This is a genomic window from Tamlana sp. I1 (assembly GCF_015355625.1).
GTDB lineage: Bacteria > Bacteroidota > Bacteroidia > Flavobacteriales > Flavobacteriaceae > Pseudotamlana.
Genome location: NZ_JACLAF010000002.1, coordinates 275251 through 297316 on the forward strand (window position 1 = coordinate 275251; position 22066 = coordinate 297316).

14 protein-coding genes are annotated in these 22066 nt (G+C 35.7%); 9 read left to right on the forward strand and 5 right to left on the reverse strand.

Annotated features, from left to right (window positions below; genetic code table 11):
* Positions 1 to 714: 714 nt before the first annotated feature.
* A complete protein-coding gene (locus tag H6X70_RS02655; RefSeq protein WP_194766123.1) occupies positions 715 to 1665 on the reverse strand; it encodes a tetratricopeptide repeat protein in 951 nt (316 codons plus the stop codon).
* 218 nt (positions 1666 to 1883) lie between these two features.
* Between H6X70_RS02655 and H6X70_RS02660 the strand changes: the two genes are divergently transcribed.
* Genes H6X70_RS02660 through H6X70_RS02670 form a run of 3 tightly spaced genes read left to right on the forward strand, consistent with a single transcriptional unit; the run spans position 1884 to position 10376 of the window.
* The gene (locus tag H6X70_RS02660) at positions 1884 to 8399 is read left to right on the forward strand and encodes an alpha-2-macroglobulin family protein (RefSeq protein WP_194766124.1); all 6516 of its coding nucleotides are present in this window, start codon (positions 1884 to 1886) and stop codon (positions 8397 to 8399) included.
* Positions 8400 to 8421: 22 nt separating this feature from the next.
* On the forward strand, positions 8422 to 8925 hold the full coding sequence (locus H6X70_RS02665) for a hypothetical protein (RefSeq protein ID WP_194766125.1): 504 nt from the start codon (positions 8422 to 8424) through the stop codon (positions 8923 to 8925).
* Positions 8922 to 10376 carry a M64 family metallopeptidase gene (locus H6X70_RS02670; protein ID WP_194766126.1) on the forward strand — a complete coding sequence of 485 codons (1455 nt, stop codon included), beginning with the start codon at positions 8922 to 8924 and terminating at the stop codon, positions 10374 to 10376. Before H6X70_RS02665 ends, H6X70_RS02670 begins: the two co-directional genes overlap by 4 nt.
* Before the next feature lie 67 nt (positions 10377 to 10443).
* On the opposite strand, the gene H6X70_RS02675 is transcribed toward H6X70_RS02670, so the two are convergent.
* Entirely contained in the window at positions 10444 to 11166 is a 723-nt protein-coding gene (locus H6X70_RS02675; protein ID WP_194766127.1) for an SDR family oxidoreductase, read from the reverse strand.
* 86 nt (positions 11167 to 11252) lie between these two features.
* Positions 11253 to 11774, reverse strand: a complete 522-nt coding sequence (locus H6X70_RS02680) for a DUF4136 domain-containing protein (RefSeq protein WP_194766128.1) — start codon at positions 11772 to 11774, stop codon at positions 11253 to 11255.
* A gap of 497 nt (positions 11775 to 12271) precedes the next feature.
* Between H6X70_RS02680 and H6X70_RS02685 the strand changes: the two genes are divergently transcribed.
* Positions 12272 to 14794, forward strand: coding sequence for a carbohydrate-binding protein (locus H6X70_RS02685; RefSeq protein WP_194766129.1), 2523 nt, complete (start codon positions 12272 to 12274; stop codon positions 14792 to 14794).
* A 390-nt stretch (positions 14795 to 15184) separates the two neighbouring features.
* On the opposite strand, the gene obgE is transcribed toward H6X70_RS02685, so the two are convergent.
* Both obgE and H6X70_RS02695 read right to left on the reverse strand, forming a co-directional pair.
* Positions 15185 to 16180 (reverse strand): GTPase ObgE, encoded by a 996-nt coding sequence (gene obgE, locus H6X70_RS02690; protein ID WP_194766130.1) that lies wholly within the window; start codon positions 16178 to 16180, stop codon positions 15185 to 15187.
* Positions 16181 to 16361: 181 nt separating this feature from the next.
* The gene (locus tag H6X70_RS02695; protein WP_194766131.1) at positions 16362 to 17471 is read right to left on the reverse strand and encodes an adenylate kinase; all 1110 of its coding nucleotides are present in this window, start codon (positions 17469 to 17471) and stop codon (positions 16362 to 16364) included.
* Between the two features lie 140 nt (positions 17472 to 17611).
* Here H6X70_RS02695 and H6X70_RS02700 point away from each other — a divergent pair, with 140 nt between their 5' ends.
* The 5 genes from H6X70_RS02700 (at position 17612) to H6X70_RS02720 (ending at position 22024) form a co-directional block, all read left to right on the forward strand.
* Positions 17612 to 18766 (forward strand): 5-(carboxyamino)imidazole ribonucleotide synthase, encoded by a 1155-nt coding sequence (locus H6X70_RS02700; protein ID WP_194766132.1) that lies wholly within the window; start codon positions 17612 to 17614, stop codon positions 18764 to 18766.
* A gap of 32 nt (positions 18767 to 18798) precedes the next feature.
* The gene (locus H6X70_RS02705; protein ID WP_194766133.1) at positions 18799 to 18978 is read left to right on the forward strand and encodes a hypothetical protein; all 180 of its coding nucleotides are present in this window, start codon (positions 18799 to 18801) and stop codon (positions 18976 to 18978) included.
* Positions 18975 to 19349: a type II toxin-antitoxin system death-on-curing family toxin gene (locus H6X70_RS02710; protein ID WP_194766134.1), complete on the forward strand. Its 375-nt coding sequence runs from the start codon at positions 18975 to 18977 to the stop codon at positions 19347 to 19349. The genes H6X70_RS02705 and H6X70_RS02710 overlap by 4 nt, the downstream gene beginning before the upstream one ends.
* A 5-nt stretch (positions 19350 to 19354) precedes the next feature.
* Entirely contained in the window at positions 19355 to 19834 is a 480-nt protein-coding gene (purE, locus tag H6X70_RS02715; RefSeq protein ID WP_194766135.1) for a 5-(carboxyamino)imidazole ribonucleotide mutase, read from the forward strand.
* Positions 19835 to 19987: 153 nt separating this feature from the next.
* Positions 19988 to 22024, forward strand: coding sequence for a M3 family metallopeptidase (locus H6X70_RS02720; RefSeq protein ID WP_194766136.1), 2037 nt, complete (start codon positions 19988 to 19990; stop codon positions 22022 to 22024).
* Positions 22025 to 22066 lie beyond the last annotated feature (42 nt).

Genomic DNA, 22066 nt, shown 5'->3' on the forward strand with positions numbered 1-22066 from the left:
ATTACACCGCATTGTCTGTTCGAGTGATGCGACCTGAGGAGCATTGTATCGAGAACGTTTACACCAAAAACACCCCTATAATCTCCTCTAGGGGATATGCCTAACCAAGAATACTTAGAATTAAAACATGAATAATTCCTATATGTCTTTTGAAGTATTCATTACACCGTTTTGTCGGTTCGAGTAATGCGACCTGAGGAGCATTGTATCGAGAACTTTTACACAAAAACACCCCTATAATCCCCTCTAGCGGATATACCTAACCAAGAATATTTAGAATTAACAATCTTAATTTCTGCATGTATTTTGGAGCATTCATTACACCCTTTTGTCTGTTCGAGTGATGCGACCTTAGGAGCATTGTATCGAGAACTTTTATACCAAAAAACACCCCTATAATCCCCTCTAGAGGATATGCCTAACCAAAAATATTTAGAATTAAAACATGAATAATTCCTATATGTATTTTGAAGTATTCATTACATCGCATTGTCTGTTCGAGTGATGCGACCTGAGGAGCATTGTATCGAGAACCATTATACAAATTCACACACATACAATTACCAACAAAATAGAAATCACTAAACACTCCCTAAAACACTACATATCTAAAAATGCCCGCGCTAGTGATTGCAGTGGATAGCTTTTGGCGAGCGGACGCTTCGAGCCAAAACTAGTAACGGAAAGCACCACCCCTAGGGTAGCGCCCAAAAATTACAAACTTAAAATAGCCTCTTTTTCAGTTTTAAAAACAGCTGTTTCGGGGTCTTCACTTAGCGCCAAATCAATGTATTCTAACGCAGATTTCCTGTCTCTTTTCTGACGGTAAATTTGTGCCAAACGGTATGCTGCCCAAGCTTTAGAAAGCTCATCTTTTGGGGTGTGATTTTTAATATAAGCCTCTAAACATTGTATGCCTTTTTCCATTTGAACATGGTGCAACGCGGCTATTTTTCCTATCTCGTAATTAAACTTATTATTTTGATGCTGTTGTTGGGCTAATTCCAAATATGAAATGGCCTTTTCTGGCTTATTTTGCTTGTCGTAAAAATTAGTAAGTTGGGCGTAACTGTATACAGACCCGCCTGTTTTTACAGCTTTTTTATAATAGGTTTCTGCCAATTCTGGTTCGTCGTCATACTCGTAAATATAGCCCTTGGTTAGGTAGCCATCAATGGGCGAAAGCGCTTCCAATTCATCGGAATAATACAACGCCTTTGTTTGGCTTCCTCCTAAAATTCCTGGCAATAACATGTACATTTTCACCAAAGCCCAGCGTGTGTCGATGTGGTTTTTATCCAATTGGGCAGCCCTAAGAAAGGAACTTTTAATATCGCCAATATAAGCCATGGCTTTAAGTTTGTTTTGCAAGGCTTTCATGGTTAAAACTGCACCATATTTATAATGATAATCGGCATTATTCTCGTCTTCTGCTACAAGGTTTTTGTATATCGCAATAGATTTATCCCACTGTTTTTGGTAGCCATAAGCATCGCCCAAAAGTGCTTTTGCTTTTATGTTATTTTGATGATTTTCTAAATATTGGACTAATAAAACTTCTGCTTTTTGGTAGTTTTTAGCTTTAAAAAGCGAATCGATTTCGGGAAAGTAATCTTGAGAAAACCCTAAGAGTGGCAGTAGTAAAAACCATAAAATCTTGTTCATAATCCCTATAATTTACAATAAAAAAACCCATTCTTTAAGGAGTCCGAATTTATAAAATAAAGCCGAGGCAAATTACAGCTTTGTTGCCCACAATTTATTTCTAAAATGATTAACTTTCCTGATTAAACATAAAGTTTACCGAAATTACTGTTTTCTGGAATGGCTTTTGAAGACTTCCAGACCACAATTTAATACAATCTGACACAAACTCAGTATTTATGAGGCACGCGCTATTATTAATATTCATACTTCTTTTTTCAAATTACACTCAAGCACAAAAAAATTACGATAATTTATGGTTAGAAGTTGATGCTTTTGAGCTTGAAGGCTTACCTAAATCGGCTTTAAAAGTGATTAAAACCATTGAAAAAAAGGCGAAAAGAGACAAAAACCATGCTCAACTGGTTAAAATTATGCTTTTTAAAAGCAAGTTTCTTTTAATTCTAGAGGAAGATGCCCAGCTAAAAATTATAAACGATTTTAAATTAGAAATTGCAAAAAGTGAAGCGCCCACCAAAAATGTGCTTGAAAATATTTTAGCGCATTTATATTGGCAATATTTTAACCAAAACAGAAGTCGATTTTATAACCGTACCAAAACTGCCGAAAAAGTAAATACCGCCGATTTTAGAACCTGGGATTTAGAAACGCTGTTTGCCGAAATTCATTTACATTATCAAAACTCATTACAGCACGAGGCTTTGCTTCAAAAAGAAGCTATTGGAAATTATGATGCCTTACTTAACAAAAAACAAAATTCTAACATTTACAGGCCGACACTTTTTGACTTTTTAAGCCAAAATGCACTAGAATTTTATAAAACGGATGAAACCCATATTACCAAACCAGCGTATAAATTTGAAATTGACAATCCTGTTTTTTTAGCACCTGTAGAAACCTTTACAAAGCTAAAAATTGAAGCTAAAGATTCGACATCTTTACAGCTTAATGCTCTTAAAATTTATCAATCACTTAGTAAATTTCATTTAAAAAATAAAGATTTTTATGAGCTTACCGATGTTGATATTGACCGTATAAAATTTGTTTATGAGCATGCTACTTTTAAGAATAAACAAAACTTAGAATTAGAAACCTTAAAACAAGCTAGTGCTACACTAAAAACACATGAAACTTCTGGTTTATACAATTTTGAAATCGCTTCCATTTACCAAAAACTAAGCACTTCTTATGATGCAAAAGAAAACACTAAAAACCGTTGGAAAGCGAAAGAAGCTATAGCCCTTTGCAACCAAGTTATTAGCCAGTTTCCAAAAAGTAAAGGCGCCGAAAAATGCGCTATTTTAAAAGCTGAAATTGAAAATTTTAATATTCAAATTATTTCAGAAAGCCATTTGCCTATTCAAAAACCCTCTCGTTTATTATTAAGCTATAAAAACTTAGACAGCCTACAGTTTAAGCTCTATAAAGTTAGCCAAGAGCAACTTGAAAAGCTGAAAAATTTATACCGAAAAGACCAACAAATTGAGTTTATAGATTCTTTAAAAGCGTCAAAATCTTGGACAAGTAAACTTAGAAACGAACACGATTACCAAACACATCGTACAGAAATTGTTATTCCAAAACTAGAAAACGGAAGCTATTTAGTGGTTGCCCGAATAAAAAACGATGTCGAAAATTTTGCGTTTCAAAACATACAAATTACCAACATGGCCTTGGTTGAAACGGAGACACCAAAATATAAAATATTTCAAATAATAGACCGAAATAATGGTGCACCTAAAGTTAATGCTCAAGTAGAATTAACGTATTTCGAACAAAGCACAAGTTCGATGCAAACTAAAAAATTTACCACTAACAATATTGGTGAATTTAAAGTTGAAAAACGAGATAATTGGTATCGAAATGTTAAACTAAAAATAAGTCATAACCAGGACACAGCCCTTTTTGGAAGCTTCTACATTAATAAATTTTACAATCAACAAAACAAAGTAGAAACCAATTACAACAGTTTTATTTTTTCCGATCGAAGCATTTACAGACCAGGACAAACCGTTTATTTTAAAACCATTGCCATGCAAACAACCGATGGAAAATCGGAAGTTTTAGCAAACCTAGACGCCATTGCTATTTTATACAATGTAAACGGTGAAAAAGTAACCGAACTTAAATTAAAAACCAATACTTACGGCTCGACTTCTGGAGAATTTATTTTGCCCTTGAACGGTTTAACAGGGAGGTATCGCATTGAATTTAATGCAGGATCGGCATACTCAAACTTAAATAATTCGTACTATTTTTTGGTTGAAGAATACAAGCGCCCCAAGTTTGAAACTAAATTCGACCCCATTACCGAAACCTTTAAAGTTAACGATTCAATTACCATAAAAGGAAAAGCTCTCGCCTATTCTGGCAGTAACATCACCGATGCTAAAGTTGTGTACCGCGTGCACCGAAAAGTTGAATATCCTTCATGGTCTTTTTGGTACCGCCCATGGGTAAATAGCGAGCCCCAAGAAATAACACATGGCGAAACCACAACCGATGGAAATGGTTATTTTGAAATCACTTTTAAAGCCCTACCCGACCAAAGTGTTGACAAAACAAGTTTGCCGATTTTTAATTATGAAGTTAGTGCAGATGTTACCGATTTAAACGGCGAAACACACAGCAAAACAACGCTTGTAAACGTAGGTTATCATGCCTTAACCGCGAAACTGAGCTTAGAAAACACACTTGATAAAACGAAAAATAATCACGAGATAAACATAGACACCAAAAACTTAAATGGTGCTTTTGTCCCTGCGGAAGGCACCATTAAAATTTACAAATTAAAAGCACCAAACTCTGTTTTAAGACCACGACCATGGGCGGCTCCAGATTATCAAGATTTAACCGAAAAAACATTTAAAGATTTATTTCCTCATGACGCTTATGCAGATGAAGGTAATTCTAGCCATTTAGAAAAAGGTGAACTCGTTTTAGAAAAAAGCTTCAACACTGCAAACCAAAAAACTTTGGCGCTTGGTAGCATTACCAAATGGCAATCGGGACAATATCTAGTAACTCTTGAATGCAAAGACAAATTTGGTCAACTGGTTAAAGATGAAATTAAAACAACGCTTTTTAGCCCTAGCGACGAAAGTCCTGCCGACAATCAGCTTTTTACAATAAACACCAATAAAGCCTCATATCATGTTGGCGATATTGCCGAAATTACTATAGGTTCTTCAGCAGAAAATCTTTCAGTTAAAATGTCCATTGAAAAAAATGGAGCACTCATTAAAACCGAAATCGTTAAACTCAATAACAATAAAAAAACCATTAGTATTCCCGTTACAAAAAATGATATTGGTGGCTTTGTAGTGCATTATAGTTATGCGGCTTTCAACAGTTATAATTCAGGCTCTGAAGTCATTTCAGTACCTTACCCTAAAACCAATTTAGAGATTGAAACCCTAACTTTTAGAGACAAATTACAACCTGGAAGCGAGGAAACTTGGCAGTTTAAAATTAAAGGACCAGATGGCGAAAAAGTGAGCGCCGAAATATTAGCCAGCATGTATGATGCTTCTTTAGATATTTTCGAACCACATTCATGGAATTTTAACCCCATTTATCAGTCAAATTATTACGCAAAAACCTCTAATCGCGCGTATCAAAGTTTCGGCATAGCAAATTTTAAAGCTTATAATCCCAAATATAACCCGAAATATCCTGTACAGTATTATGATCAATTCAACTGGTTTGGTTTCGATATGAATAACGATATTACCTATAAACAATATTTAAACACACTGCGTTCTAAACAAGAATCGAGATTTAGTAAGGCGGTAAAAAAAGGATATATTACAGGCACAATTTACGATGACACTGGCGCCCCAATTCCTGGAGCAAATATTATTGTAAAAGGTACAACACGTGGTACGACCACAAATTTTGATGGCAATTACACTTTGGAAGTCAGTAAAAATGAAGTTCTAGAAATTAGTTACATTGGATACTCGCCACAAGAAATTACGATTGGCGACAAAAACTTACTGCATACCTATTTAACGCCAGACACAGCTTATCTAGATGAAGTTGTTGTTATCGGTTATGGGGCTGCACCTAGAAGCGATGCTAAAATGGCTGTAAAGAGTATAAGTATCTCTGAAGAAGCCGAAGAAGACATAGATAGTGCATCTTTTGTAAAAATTCGAGGATTAAATAGCGTTACAGGAAACGACAATTTATTATATGTGGTTGACGGAAAAATAGTTGAAGGCACACCAAACCTAAACCCTAAAGACATCCTTTCTATGGATGTTTTAAAAGATGCCGCTGTAACTGCAATTTATGGTAGCAAAGGCGCAAATGGTGTGGTAGTGATTACCACCAAACAAGGTTTAAATCCGTTATCGCAAGTTAAAATTAGAAAAAACCTGCAAGAAACCGCCTTTTTCTTTCCGCATTTAAAAACCGATGAAGCAGGAAATATTAGCTTTAGTTTCACAACGCCCGAAGCGTTAACCCAATGGAAATTGCAACTTTTAGCGCACACCAAATCTTTAGAAAGCAGTACTAAAAGTTTAACCACGGTTACCCAAAAGGAATTGATGGTTACCCCAAACGCCCCTCGTTTTCTACGTGAAGGTGATGGTATTACCATAAGCACAAAAATTGCAAACCTTACTGATAAGACACTTTCTGGGCAAGCCTTTTTAGTGTTAACCGATGCTATTTCAGGAAAAGAGATCACCGCAAACTTGCTCGGTTCTCCTACTACGAAGGAGTTAAAGGGGACTTCTTTTACGGTAGATGCTCACGGAAACACTCAAGTTTCTTGGCAATTACAAATTCCAGATAACATACAAGCCGTGCAATACAAAGTAGTTGCTAAATCTGAAACTTTTAGCGATGGCGAACAAAACACCTTGCCTGTACTTTCAAACCGCATGTTGGTTACCGAAACTTTACCCATGTGGATTAAAAGCAATGAAAGCAAAACGTTTCAATTAGATAAACTAAAAAACAACACCTCAACAACACTAAAAAATCATCAATTAACTTTAGAAATCACTTCCAATCCTGCTTGGTATGCCGTGCAAGCATTGCCTTATTTAATGGAATACCCATACGAATGTAACGAGCAAACCTTCAGCAGATATTACGCAAATGCTTTGGCGAGCCATATTGCGAATTCGAACCCGAAAATTCAAGACGTTTTTAAACAATGGGTATCTCAAGACGTACTAATTTCAAATCTTGAAAAGAATGAGGCATTAAAATCTATACTTATTCAAGAAACTCCTTGGCTTCGCGATGCACAAAGTGAAACGGAACAGAAAAAACGCATCGCCCTGCTATTCGACTTAAATAAGATGCGTGATGCATCGCAGTCGTCCATAAATAAACTTAAAACCAACCAACTTAACTCTGGTGCTTGGGCTTGGTTTAATGGCGGCAGCGAAAGCAGATACATTACCCAACATATAATTAATGGTTTTGGACATCTGGAAAAACTTGGTTTAAGTATAAACGATAGCGAGGAAGTTATGATTGAAAAAGCCATCTCATATCTGGATGCCGAATTTGTAAAAACCTATGAAGCACTTAAAAAACACAACAGTGAAAAGGATTTAAACAAAGATCATCTTACTGCTATTCAGCTTCATTATCTATACATGAGAAGCTTTTTTCCTGAAGTTGAACAATCGGAAGCAGTTAAAAACACCTGCAATTATTATATAAAACAAATTGAAAATTATTGGTTAAAACGACCTTTATACTCCAAAGGTTTAATGGCACTTGTTTCCTTTAGAAATGGTGATTTAAAAACTACTGAAAAGATTTTAAAATCTTTAGATGAAACGAGTATCACTTCGGAAGAACTCGGCATGTATTGGAAAGAAAACAAAAGTTCATGGCAATGGTATCAAGCACCAATTGAAACACAAGCCCTTTTAATTGAAGCTTTTTCAGAAGCTGGGCATGTTATTCAAAATGAAACAAAAAACCTTGAAACTATTGATAACCTAAAAATCTGGTTACTAAAAAACAAGCAAACCAATCAATGGAAAACCACAAAAGCCACGGCCGATGCAGTTTATGCCTTATTGCTACAAGGAAGCGATTGGTTAAGCGTAACCGATATGGTGGATGTAACCATTGGCGGACAAACAATTAATCCTTCAAAATTAGAAAATGTAAGTATTGAAGCTGGAACAGGGTATTATAAAACATCTTGGTCTGCTTCTGAAATTACAGCAAAAATGAGCGAAGTTAAGCTCACCAAAAAAGGCAGCGGTATTGCTTGGGGAAGTCTATATTGGCAATATTTTGAAGATTTAGACCAAATAACCTCAGCAGAAACACCTCTTAAATTGAAGAAAAAATTATTTGTAAAAAGTAATACTAACACTGGTGAAGTGCTTACCGAAATCACAAAAAACACCAAACTAAAAGTTGGTGATTTGGTTACCGTTCGCATCGAATTACAAAGCGATAGGTCTATGGAATTTCTTCATATGAAAGATATGCGCGCTGCTGGTTTAGAACCTGTAAACGTAATTTCTAAATACAAATGGCAAGATGGTTTGGGTTATTATGAAAGCACAAAAGATGCAAGCACAAACTTCTTTTTCGACTATTTACCTAAAGGCGTTTTTGTGTTTGAATACGATTTACGCGTTAACAATGCTGGCGATATGAGTAACGGCATAACCACCATACAAAGCATGTATGCTCCGGAATTTAGCAGCCATAGTGAAGGGCTAAGAATTCATGCTGATTAATTTTTGAAAACCATTTTTTTTAATGCCATCCACAAAAACACATACACAGACTATAAAAATGCTCTTTTTGATGTTTTCGTGGATGCTAATTGCTTGCGGAACTACAAAAACCGTAAATCCTGAAACACTTGTTATTGCAGACACGAATAAAATCATTTTTTTAACTTACAGTATTTCGGAAGACCCATCGGGAAAAAGGACACTCACTTTTATTAAACAAAATATTGTTGAAGGGAAACTAAAACCAAACAGCTCCTGGTCTGTTGAAAATGCACAAGAAGGCGATTTAATTTGTGCGCAGTTAAATAAAAACTCTAATATAATTAGTACGCGGTTAATAAAAAATCCGTTAAAAAAACATGTGGAATCTTTTCATCCTTCTGGAAACATTGAAATCACAACAATTAATCAAGACAAAACACAATTTTCAGTAAGATTAGCACTTCATAGCCAAACAAGTATAATTACAATTAGTAACTTTGCCGACCGCAAATCTCTTATTTCAACCAAGATTAACTTAGAATGAAACCTTACGTATTCTTCTTGATTTTTATTTTTAATGCAGCCTTAGTTACTGCTCAAACTTTTCCGTACGAAATCATAAAAAAATCTGGCGACGACGATAAAAAAATAAACATTGTTATACTAAGTGAAGGTTATCAAACTTCTGAATTTGATAAATTTATTGCAGATGCAACCGCGCTTAACAATACAATGTTTGCTACCAGTCCTTTTAAAGAATATGCAAACTATTTTAATGTATATGCCGTAAAGGTACCTTCTAACGAAAGTGGTGCAGACCACCCCGGCACAGGTGAATCTGAACCCAACTCACCGCCATACGACCCTCAAGTCCCTTTCGCTTCTGTAGACACCTATTTCAATACCACTTACGATGCTTTTGATAATCATTATTTATTGTATTATGAAATTGACGGTTACAATGCGAATAACGGCGAAGCATTAATAGACAATGTACTCATGAATAGTTTCCCGATGTACGATCAAGGAATTTTACTAGTAAACTCATCATATTACGGGGGAAGCGGTGGTAAATATGCAGTAACTTATTCTGGATATTGGGGACCTCATCTAGCTATACATGAAATAGGACATTCCTTATTCAATTTATTTGACGAATACTATCCTGGAGATTTATTGGCTGCTGAAGCCATAAATATGACCAAAGAAACAGATCCAGCCCTTGTAAAATGGAAAAATTGGATGAATGAAGACTGGGGAGCTGCAAGCCCCGTAAACATTTACCAATATAAAGATTCAAATGGTGCCCCGAAAAACTGGTACAAACCCAGCAATGCAACCTGTAAAATGGAAAGTGTTGACAAACCATTTTGCCCTGTTTGCAAGGAAGGTATTGTTGAAAAAATTCATGAATTGGTATCACCTATAAACGCCTTTTCACCAAATAACAGTGCGGTTGTTCAAGGCGAAAATTTCCCGATAGATTTTCAATTAGATGTAAGCAAACCAGAGCCCAACACTATAAAAAGTACATGGACTTTAAACAACACCGATTATACTAATGGTGTAGATGCTGTTTCTGTAAATGAAGCCGATTTAATAAAAGGCACCAATACATTAACCGCTGTTTTAATTGATGATTCTAATCTACTAAAAGTTGATAACCATGAAAGCATTCATGCACATACGGTTACATGGACCATCAATTATTCAACCTTAGGCCTAACCACTATTGAAGCTGAAGAAAACAAACTTAATATTACCCTGTTTCCTAATCCTGCCAGTTCTTTAATCACTTTAAAATTTGAAAGTGATCGTCTTCAACCATTAAAAGTTGACATTATTAGCATGGATGGAAAAAAGGTTATGACTTTAAACTTAAACGCTTTAGAGCATCAACAGTTTGATATTAGTCATTTAAATTCAGGAATATATTTAACGAATTTCTATGCTGAAAGTACTTTAATTGCTAGTAAACGGTTAGTTAAAAATTAGTATCACCTAAAAAATAGTGTTCATTTTTTCAATAAATCAAAAAAATGAACACTAACATATCAATATACTATTTACTTGGAGGCATTGTTGGGCGCACCTCTATTTTACTAGGCAAGGTTCTCGGATTCATTTTTAGAATATCAACAACTAATTCGCCAATATCTTCAATTTGAATTTTCCAAGAATCGCTAGCATCTGGCGTATTACCGTTAAATTGTGTAGACACCGAGCCTGGCATAATGGTACTCACTTTAATTCCTTGTTGCCTTAAATCCAACATAACCGATTGTGTAAATCCGGTTAACCCAAATTTACTCGCATTATAAGCAGAGCCATTTGCGAAAAAATTGGTGCCTGCCAAACTTGAAATAGTTATGTAATACCCCTTGGCTTTTTTTAATGCATCAAGACTTGCTTTTATGGTATAAAAAGCGCCTGTTAAATTGGTGTCTATGGTTTCTTGCCATTCGTCGATGGTTAAATCTTCAATATTTGCAAAATGCCCTAAACCTGCATTGGCAATAACAATATCTAATTGATTAAAATGCCCGATGACTTTTCTAACCGCATTTTGCTGACTTTCAAAATCGCGTACATCGGCTTTAACGCCTATTGCCTGAGCACTTAATCCGCTAGAGTTTAACATTTTTGCGGCCTCCTCGGCTGCCTCGGCACTTCTACTAGTTATTGCCACATTAATTCCTTGATTAAGTAAAGCAGCGGCAATACCGTAACCTATTCCTTTTGAACCGCCTGTAATTAGGGCGACTTTATTTTTTAATGTTTCCATAATTGTCTTGTCTTTCTAGTAAAACTACAAAACAAACACAGAAGGGCAGGGAAAAATATGTTATGAAAATGATAAAGTTTGTAGGCTTACAGCTCTGGCGGGTACTGCGACAGTACTTTTTCAATCAAACGCTTAAAGGTTTCCTCCTTCTGGTCTGGCGTTTGAGTTGGGTTAAAACTAAAATCGCTAAGCGCCTGCCAAAAAAGTTGTTTTTTAGCATGATCTACAAAATCAATGGTCATTTTACAGTTGGTATGGCTCTGCCCTACAGGAATCCCAATGGAAACACCGCCACCAACATGACCGCCACCACCTCCCAAACCAACACCAACGCTACTGCCTTGTACGTCTTGGTAAGTTTGACTTTTAATATCAATGTAAAAATCTGGAGTTTCGGATACGCTATATCCTAAAGTTTGCATTTTAGAATCTATGGCATCTAAAAGGCGGTTTGTATCTAATTCGCTGAAACCCGTTTGCATATCTGCGAAGTATTGGTAGGTTTTGTAATTCTCGAAATTTATGGTTTTATCATAATCATAATTCACATGAATTGAAGCACAAGCTACAAGCAAAAACGCAAGAAAAATAATTTTAGGAAACCGCATCACCACAAATTTTAGATATAAAGTTAATCAAAATTACTGCAATCTTAATCTTTAGTAAGGCTTTCATCTAATCAATTGTAAGAAAAACACCCTAAACAAGCCAGCTGTTTTACGTTTAAACTTAATGACTCCAAAATTATCTAAAATCTTAATTTCTCTTCAGCAAAAGGAACAACAATATTCTTACTAAAACGATGTCTCTTTCAATGGATTGATTTTCCTTGCAACTAGTAATATCTAGACTTAAGCAAGTTTTATTATTCAAAAAAAACACACTATAATTCTTACTTATTCTCATGGTTTTACCAACCTGTTTTCATAAAATGAATAGCAATCTAAACTTTACAAAATCAAGTTCTAAAACCACATGTTCAGTTTATGTCTATGATAGACAAACCCTTATAGTGACTCGTTTTTTTTCTGAAATATCCTAAATTGCTTCTCGGTAAAATTCAAACACATTTTACCTACAACCACTAAACCATAAACTAATTCACATGAAAAAAAATTATGTATTACCCATTGCGCTATTTTTAACTAGCATGACAATGGTTGCTCAAGACTGGGCAGGGATTCCCGTACCTGCCGATGCCGGATCTGGTAAAACTTGGGAATTGCAAGACAATGTTTCCGATGATTTTAATTATAACTTTAACTCCTCCTCTTGGTCTAATTTTGGAGATGGTAACAAATGGTATAATTTTTATCACAACGCTTGGGATGGTCCTGGTTATACCTATTGGAAAAATCAAAATGTGACTGTTGATGGTAGCGATTTAGTAATAAACGTAGGCTACACCGCTGAAAACAGAAAAGGCGGAAACTATGGCGTTGCCTCTGGTTGTGTGACTTCTAATAACAAAGTCATCTTTCCTGTTTATGTTGAGTCTGCTATTAGTGTGGCAAATATTTCGTTGGCTTCATGCTTTTGGTTGCTAAGCCCTGATGATACTGAAGAAATTGATATTATAGAAAACTACGGTGGTGTAAATGGCTATAAACACTTAACCCATATTAGTCACCACTCCTTTGTACGAAGCCCGTTTACCGATTACCAACCAAGAGATTGGAATTCATGGTATCCAGACAGCCGCGTATCTACCAGCTATGGCTGGGGAGATTGGTGCTACAACAACGGTGGCGAACGTCGTTATATGCGTATGGGTGTGAATTGGATTAGTCCGAAACACTTTGAGTACTATATTGATGGTGAATTGGTAAGAGTGATGTATTACAATGCCATTGCCACAAAATACAATGGCACTTGGGAGTACACCTATTTCAACTCTATGACCTGGAATGTAAATGGTTATAACTTACCTACAAATAACGGCGCTGGCTATACCGATGTCACGGTTCACGCTACAACTGCAGCATATAGTTTTAACACACTACAAGCGGCTTCAAATGCTTCAAACGGTTATAATGTTATTGATCCAGCATGGTTTCAAGGTGGCGATGATACCGATACTGATGGTAATGGAGTAACGGTTGAGGCTCGTGGTTTCACTAAAGAATTAGATATTATAATCAACATGGAATCTCAAAGTTGGTTAGCAGGCTCTACGCCTTCGACTGCCGATTTAAACAATCCTGCTAAAAATCAGATGAAAGTGGATTGGGTTCGTGTTTATAAACCTGTTAATTCGTCGAATACGGTTGGCGTTACAGGAATTTCAGTATCTCCAAACACATTAGCTTTAAATGTAGGCGATCAAGGTAATCTTACTGCAACTATAACGCCTTCAAATGCTAGTGATAAAACAGCCACTTTTACATCAAGCAATACAGCGGTTGCAACCGTTAACCAAAGCGGTGTGGTAACAGCTGTTGCCAATGGAACAGCAACTATTACAGCCACATCAACCGATGGGAATTATACCGCTTCTAGTGTGGTAACTATTACAGCATCATCGGGAGGTTCTGGAGATTCTTTAATTATTGAAGCAGAATCCTTTACTTCTACAGGAGGTACTTTTAACGATGGTTTTGTGCCTTTAGGGATGAATAAAACGGCTTCGGCTGTAAATTATGTGAATACACAAGATTATGCTGAGTACAGTATTAATGTAACAGAAGCAGGCGATTATAGTATTGCCTACCAAATAGCGACGCCAGCTGATAACGCCCAAGTTTCCATATATATTGACAATGTATTAGTTAGCACAGACAATGTGGTTAATAACGGTTCGTGGAATGTGTTTCAAACACTAAATTCGGGAAACGAAGCTGCTTTAACAACGGGAACGCATACGGTAAAAATTGTGGCATCTGGCACAAATAACTGGCAATGGAATATGGACAAAATTGTACTTACCAAAAGTACAACAACTACCCCTCCTTCAAACGCTAATATTATAATTGAAGCAGAAAGTTTTAGCTCGACAACAGGTACTTTTAATGATGGTTTTGTGCCTTTAGGGATGAATAAAACAGCAACAATCGTTAATTATGTAAACACAAATGATACGGCAACTTACAGCACTAACGTTACACAAGCGGCGACCTACAACATTGCTTATCAAATTTCCACACCTATGGCTAATGCTCAAGTTTCTATTTATATTGATAATGCATTAATTAGTACAGACAACGTAGTGAATAATCGCTCTTGGAGTGCTTTCCAGACGTTAAATGCAAATGGCTCGGCCACATTAAGCACAGGAATGCATACAGTAAAAATTGTGGCGTCTGGTGGAAACAATTGGCAGTGGAATATGGATAAAATCATTCTAAGTACAAGTAGCAACCAGTCGAAAAAAGCACTAGAAAAAACTGCGACTGCTTCTAATGAAGCGGTTACTAAAGTGTATCCAAATCCTGCTAGTAATGTGGTTTTTATTGAAAGCAACAAAGAACTCATTGGAGTAAGATTAATAAATGCCTTTGGACAGACCATTTTAAAACAAGATGGTAACCAAAAAACCATTCTTATTGATGGTTTTAATAATGGTATTTATTTTATTGAACTTAGCTTTGTAGACGCTCAAGAAATTAAGAAAATCGTTATTAAACATTAAGCGATTCGCGAGAATGATAGCACTCACTTTCAATTTTGAAACATACTGGAATTGACAAATTTGAATCTAATTTTAGAACAGAATAATCGTTCCGTTTTGTATTAGTTAGTTCTAAACGTCGTTTTACTTAATTGTGAAGCGGCGTTTTAATTTAAATACAAATGTGCTTTAGTACGGTATTCGCGTTAGGGATTGCAATGGAAATCCTTTTTAAAAGGAAATAAAAAACGAGCCTTTATAAAAAAACAAAAGGCTGAAAAAAAGCAACCTCTTTCCATTTTGCCAAAACCTTTTAAAAAGATTGCAATGGAAAGCCCGACCTTTAGGTAACGCCCTAGTTATAAAAATAATTCATTAAGATTTCTGCTTTCGCGGAAGTATAAAATGAAATTAATTCAGCATTTTCCAAAGTTTATCTTTAAGTTCGGTGATGCCTTGCTGGGCTACCGAAGAAATAAACATATAAGGAATAGGCAGCTCGTTATCTAATTCCGTTTTCATTTCGGCTTTAAGCTCATCATCTAACATATCGCTTTTTGAGATGGCGATAATGCGTTCTTTATCCAGCATTTCTGGGTTGTAACGACGCAATTCGTCTAATAAAATATCGTATTGTTTTTTAATATCTTCAGCATCGGCTGGAATTAAAAACAGCAATATAGAATTACGCTCGATATGACGTAAAAAGTAATGCCCGAGACCGCGTCCTTCGGCGGCACCCTCGATAATTCCAGGAATATCGGCCATAACAAAGGTTTGAAAATCGCGATATTCTACAATACCCAAATTGGGCTTTAGAGTTGTAAACTCGTAATCGGCAATTTTTGGTTTTGCTGAAGTTACTACCGATAATAAGGTCGATTTCCCTGCATTAGGAAAGCCTACCAAGCCAACATCGGCAAGGACTTTTAACTCCATAGTTACATAAAACTCCTGCATGGGCATGCCTGGTTGTGCGTAACGTGGCGTTTGGTTTGTAGAGGATTTAAAATGCCAGTTTCCTAGGCCGCCTTTACCGCCTTCGGCTAAAATACGCTCTTCGCCTTCTTCGGTGATTTCGAATAAAACGGCATTGGTTTCGGTGTCTCTAATTACCGTTCCTAACGGCACATCGATATACACATCTTCGCCGTCGCTACCAAAACTTCTTCCGCTAGATCCATGACCTCCATGGCCGGCGCGAATGTGTTTTTTAAATTTTAGATGAAGTAAGGTCCACAAATTAGATTTTCCACGAATAATAACATGTCCACCACGACCACCATCGCCACCATCTGGACCACCTTTTGCAATGTACTTTTCGCGATGTAAATGCGAAGACCCTTTACCTCCGTTTCCAGAAGATACATACATTTTTACGTAGTCTACAAAATTCCCTTCAGTCATGATTTTAGTTAAAAGTTATGAGTTAAAAATTAAAAGTTTGCCTACTCTTACTTTTTGGTTTTTTCCGCGAAAGCGAAAAATTTTTATTTAAATATAAAACACAAAAACTATAACTTTAATCTCAAAGCTATAGTTTTTGGTTATGAGATTCCTTACCGATAGCAATCGGATACGCAGGAATTTATAAATTATCGATTGTAGAACTTAAACGCTCTGTAATCTCTTCAATGCTACCAACACCATTTACACCAAAATATTTGTCTTGGGCAGAATAGTAATCTTTTAAAATAGCTGTTTTGTTGTAATATTCGGTAATTCTATTTCTAATAATAGTTTCGTTAGCATCGTCTGCTCTTCCACTAGTTTTGCCACGTCCTAAAAGACGTTCTACAAGAATTTCATCTTCAACCTCTAAAGCAATCATCGCGTTAATTTGCGAATCTTTAGAATCCATTAACTTGTCTAATGACTCTGCTTGTGCGTTGGTACGCGGAAAACCATCGAAAATAAATCCTTTAGCGCCTGCATTTTTTTCTACTTCGGCATTAAGCATATCTATGGTTACTTGGTCTGGCACTAATTGGCCTTTATCTATATACGATTTTGCTAACATCCCTAAAGCCGTTTCGTTTTTAATATTGAATCTAAAAACGTCGCCTGTAGAAATATGTACTAAATCATACTTTTCTTTTAAAAATTCTGCCTGTGTTCCTTTTCCTGCTCCTGGAGGGCCAAATAGCACTAAGTTTGTCATGTGTTGGGTTTGTTTTATTTGATATACTTCTGGCAAGTTTCTTCCTAAACCATCATAATCTAAGCCGTAGCCTACAATGAATTTGTTAGGAATTTCTATACCTACATAATGTAATTTAAAATCTTTTTTATAAGCTTCGGGCTTGTAAAACAGCGTTGCTATTTTTAAGGATTTTACCTTTTCGTTTTTAAAAATACGATGCACTTCGGCTAAGGTATTTCCCGTATCTATAATATCTTCTAAAATAATTACGGTACGCCCGGTTAAATCTTGGGTTAATCCTATTAAACGCTGAATGTCTTCTGTAGATTTTACGCCTTCATAGGATGCTAACTTTATAAAAGTAACCTCGCAAGGTTTAGGATACTTTTTTACAAAGTCGCTTACCACCATAAACGAGCCGTTTAATATGCCTACAAAAACTGGAATTTCGTCGCCAACATCGTTAGCAATTTCAGTAGCAAGGCGTTGCATGACATCGTCTATTTGTTTTGCAGAAATAAAGGGCTTAAAATATTTATCGTGTAGTTTTACCAAAACTTAATATTTTTTTGAAGTTGCAAAGATAATCAATAGATTGAGCATTAACCATTTTTTGATTTATGATTTTAGGAACTATTTTAAGATTTAAACGTATTTTTGCCTATCCTAATTCGATTTCGTAAAAAAACACATTAATGAATTACTTTTCATCAGACTTTAAACTTGGTATTTTAGGCGGCGGCCAACTTGGTAAAATGCTGCTATATAACACACGTAAATTCGACATTTATACAGCTGTTTTAGATTCTAGCAACGAAGCGCCTTGCAAAATTGCTTGCGACAACTTTCAGCTTGGCGATTTAATGGACTACGATGCGGTTTATAATTTTGGAAAAAATCTTGATGTTTTAACTTTTGAAATTGAAAACGTAAATGTAGATGCCCTTGAGGCTTTAGAAAAAGATGGCGTAAAAGTATATCCGGCTTCTAAAACCCTACGCACCATACAAAACAAGGCGACACAGAAATTATTTTATGTTGATAACGATTTACCAACAGCGCCTTTTACACGTTTTGCTTATACTTCTGAAATTACTGAAGCCCTAAACCACGGCGGATTAAGCTTACCTTTTGTTTGGAAATCGGCTCAATTTGGCTATGATGGAACTGGCGTAAAAATTGTAAAATCGGTTGACGATTTAAAGGGTTTACCAAATGTAGAATGTATTGCAGAAACCTTAGTGCCATTTAAAAACGAGCTTGCGGTGATTGTCTCTAGAAGTGCGTCTGGCGAAATAAAAACCTATCCAGTTGTCGAGATGGAATTTCATCCTGAAGCCAACCAAGTGGAATACGTTATTTGCCCTGCTAGAATTCCTGATGATGTGGCTAAAAAAGCAGAAAATGTGGCTTTACGCACATCGCAGGCCTTTAATCATGTAGGCTTATTAGCTGTTGAAATGTTTCAAACCCAAGACGACGAGATTTTAATTAATGAAGTGGCACCAAGACCACACAATTCTGGTCATCAAACCATTGAAGCCAGTTACACCTCGCAATTTGAACAACACATAAGAGCCATTTTAGATTTACCTTTAGGACGTACCGACAATAAAGTTGGTGGTGTTATGGTGAATTTAGTAGGTGCTGAAGGTTTTTCAGGAAATGTGGTTTATGAAAACATTGAAGACATCATGAAGTTAGACGGTGTAACGCCGCATATTTACGGCAAAAAACAAACCCGCCCGTTCCGAAAAATGGGTCATGTTACTATCGTGAACGAAAATTTAAACGAAGCGAGACGTGTTGCCGAACTAGTTAAAAATAGTATTAAAGTAATTTCAGAATAAGTTTTGTATTTTTGATATAAAGACGTTAAGCCATGACTGTTATTGAAAAGAAAAAAATAATAAAAAAGTTTGTTGACAAACTTCCTGAGTCTGATTTAGACGAAGCTTTGATAATGATACAAGATTTAGCATCTAAAAATCAAAATCGTAAAGCGATTCTTTTAAACCTTTTGGAAACTGAAAAAACTTTATTTGAAAGACTTGCGCAATGATTTCCAAGAATTCCGCAATTGAATTTAATAAAATAATTTCTGAAGCCTCTGGCGGATCTGCTGGTTTACGAGATGAAAGCCTTTTGCTTTCTGCCCTAAACAGACCTTTTCAAACTTTTGATGGTAAAGATTTATACCCTTCAATTATAGATAAATGTGCTGCTTTATTTGAGAGCATTATTATAAATCATCCCTTTATTGATGGTAATAAAAGGATGGCTTATGCTTTTATGCAAATTTTATTAATTGAAGAAGGTTTTGAACTTGAAACTTCCGAAGATGAAAAATACAACTTCGTTATTGCAGCTTCTGAAGGAAAACTAGATTTTGAATCTATTAAAAGTTGGATTCTAAATAATTTAAAAAAATAATTTAAATGAGTAAAGTAGGAATAATTATGGGAAGTAAAAGTGATCTTCCTGTTATGCAAGATGCCATAGACATCTTAAAAGGTTTTGATATTCAGGTTGAAGTCGATATTGTATCGGCACACCGTACACCAGAAAAATTATTCGATTATGGTAAAAACGCCCACACCAGAGGATTTTCAGTCGTTATTGCTGGAGCTGGTGGCGCAGCACATTTACCAGGCATGATTGCTTCATTATCGCCGCTTCCTGTAATTGGCGTGCCTGTAAAAAGCAGCAATTCTATAGATGGATGGGATTCTGTTTTATCTATTCTACAAATGCCAGGAGGTGTTCCTGTGGCAACTGTAGCCTTAAACGGCGCTAAAAACGCAGGCATTCTAGCCGCACAAATTATTGGCGCAAGTGATAAATGTGTACTCGATAAAATTATTGCCTACAAAGAAGGTTTAAAAATAGCAGTCAACGAATCGGCTAAAAATTTATAATGAAAAAAGCCTCGAAAATAAATTCGAGGCTTTTCAGCTATTAACAAATAATTCTATTGAGTTAGTCACTCTTTGCAATTATACTTTCAAAAATACAAAAATTTTATTATGCACACATAGTAAAATTATATTTTTAACACTTTATATAAAAAAATGCTAAAAAAATCATTAATTACCCCATTTAATACAAAATATAACACGGCACCTTTCACAAAAATTAAAAACGAAGATTACCTTCCTGCCTTTAAAGAAGCTATAAAAAGTGCTAAATTGGAAGTTGATGAAATCGCAAATAATCCAGAAAAGCCAACCTTTGAAAACACCATAGAAGCTTTAGATTTCTCTGGTGAACAGCTAGACCGATTATCAAGCATTTTTTTTAATTTGAATTCTGCCGAAACCAATGAAACCATTCAAAAAATAGCGCAGGAAGTATCCCCTTTATTGTCTGAGTTTAGTAACGACATTACTTTAAATGAAGATTTATTCAAACGTGTTAAAGCCGTTTACAACTCAAAAAACACTTTAGATTTAACGGTTGAACAAGAAACCCTTTTAGATAAAAAATACAAAGGTTTTTCTAGAAATGGTGCAAATTTAGCTGAAGACAAAAAACAGGAACTCCGTGAAATTGACAAACAATTAAGTCAGTTGAAACTTAAATTCGGTGAAAATGTTTTAGCTGAAACCAACAAATTTGAAATGCTTATTACCAATGAAGCCGATTTATCTGGACTTCCTGAAGGCGCTATTGAAGCAGCAAAACAATTGGCCGAATCGAAAGATAAAGCGGGTTGGATTTTCACTTTAGATTACCCAAGCTACATTCCCTTTCTTACCTACGCCGACAACCGCGAATTAAGAAAAAAATTAGCGCTTGAGGCTGGCTCGAAAGCCTTTAAGGGTGATGCTTTAGACAACCAAGAAAACGTACTTCAAATTGTAAAACTGCGTCATAAACGTGCCAATTTACTAGGTTATAAAACCCATGCTCATTTTGTTTTAGAAGAACGCATGGCGCAAACACCAGAAAAAGTTGAACGTTTTTTAAATGACCTTTTAGAAAAGGCAAAACCTGCTGCCGAAGACGAATTTAAAAACCTTGAAACATTTGCTAAAGAATTAGATAACATCGACCGATTAGAAAAATGGGATGGTGCTTATTATGCTGAAAAATTGAAGCAAAAACTTTTCAACTTAGATGATGAATTATTAAAACCTTACTTCAAATTAGAAAATGTAATTAACGGCGCCTTTACTGTGGCGAACAAATTATTTGATTTAAATTTTGAAGAAATTCACGATATCGATAAATACCACGACGAGGTTTTAACCTATAAAGTAACCGATAAAAACGGCAAGCTCGTTTCTATTTTTTACGCCGATTTTTTCCCTAGAGCAGGAAAACGAAATGGCGCTTGGATGACGGTTTACAAACCGCAATACATTAAAGATGGCGAAAATAGCAGACCACATATTTCTATTGTTTGCAATTTCACAAAACCAACCAAAAGCAAACCGTCTTTATTAACTTTTAACGAAGTTACCACATTGTTTCACGAATTTGGGCATGCTTTACACGGCATGTTAGCAAACACAACCTATCCAAGTTTATCGGGAACTAGCGTGTATTGGGATTTTGTAGAATTACCTAGTCAGGTTTTAGAAAACTGGTGTTACGAGAAAGAAGCATTAGAGTTGTTTGCAACACACTATGAAACTGGTGAAGTAATCCCGATGGATTTAGTTGAAAAAATAAAAGAATCGGCAACTTTTCATGAAGGTATGCAAACACTTCGTCAGTTAAGTTTTGGTTTGTTGGATATGAGTTGGCACGGTGCCGACCCTAGCCAAATAAACAATGTAAAAAAACATGAAACTGAAGCTTTTAAAAACACAACCCTTTATCCAGAAGTTGAAGAAAATTGTATGAGTACTGCTTTTTCACATATTTTTCAAGGTGGCTATTCCTCAGGATATTACAGCTATAAATGGGCCGAAGTTTTAGATGCTGATGCTTTCGAATATTTTAAGGAAACAGGTGTTTTCAATAAAACTGTGGCTAAAAAATTCCAAGATAATGTATTGTCCCAAGGCGGAACCGAAAACCCAATGGTGCTTTACAAACGTTTTAGAGGTCAAGAACCAAAACCGGAGGCTTTGTTACGAAGAGCTGGATTGTTGAAATAAGTTGATGTGTTTTTAACAATACCTTTACTACATTTTAAATAG

Coding starts and splice junctions, on each gene's coding strand:
- H6X70_RS02655 (WP_194766123.1), bottom strand. CDS start 1,665: ATGAACAAGATTTTATGGTTTTTACTACTGCCACTCTTAGGGTTTTCT.
- H6X70_RS02660 (WP_194766124.1), top strand. CDS start 1,884: ATGAGGCACGCGCTATTATTAATATTCATACTTCTTTTTTCAAATTAC.
- H6X70_RS02665 (WP_194766125.1), top strand. CDS start 8,422: ATGCCATCCACAAAAACACATACACAGACTATAAAAATGCTCTTTTTG.
- H6X70_RS02670 (WP_194766126.1), top strand. CDS start 8,922: ATGAAACCTTACGTATTCTTCTTGATTTTTATTTTTAATGCAGCCTTA.
- H6X70_RS02675 (WP_194766127.1), bottom strand. CDS start 11,166: ATGGAAACATTAAAAAATAAAGTCGCCCTAATTACAGGCGGTTCAAAA.
- H6X70_RS02680 (WP_194766128.1), bottom strand. CDS start 11,774: ATGCGGTTTCCTAAAATTATTTTTCTTGCGTTTTTGCTTGTAGCTTGT.
- H6X70_RS02685 (WP_194766129.1), top strand. CDS start 12,272: ATGAAAAAAAATTATGTATTACCCATTGCGCTATTTTTAACTAGCATG.
- obgE (WP_194766130.1), bottom strand. CDS start 16,180: ATGACTGAAGGGAATTTTGTAGACTACGTAAAAATGTATGTATCTTCT.
- H6X70_RS02700 (WP_194766132.1), top strand. CDS start 17,612: ATGAATTACTTTTCATCAGACTTTAAACTTGGTATTTTAGGCGGCGGC.
- H6X70_RS02705 (WP_194766133.1), top strand. CDS start 18,799: ATGACTGTTATTGAAAAGAAAAAAATAATAAAAAAGTTTGTTGACAAA.
- H6X70_RS02710 (WP_194766134.1), top strand. CDS start 18,975: ATGATTTCCAAGAATTCCGCAATTGAATTTAATAAAATAATTTCTGAA.
- purE (WP_194766135.1), top strand. CDS start 19,355: ATGAGTAAAGTAGGAATAATTATGGGAAGTAAAAGTGATCTTCCTGTT.
- H6X70_RS02720 (WP_194766136.1), top strand. CDS start 19,988: ATGCTAAAAAAATCATTAATTACCCCATTTAATACAAAATATAACACG.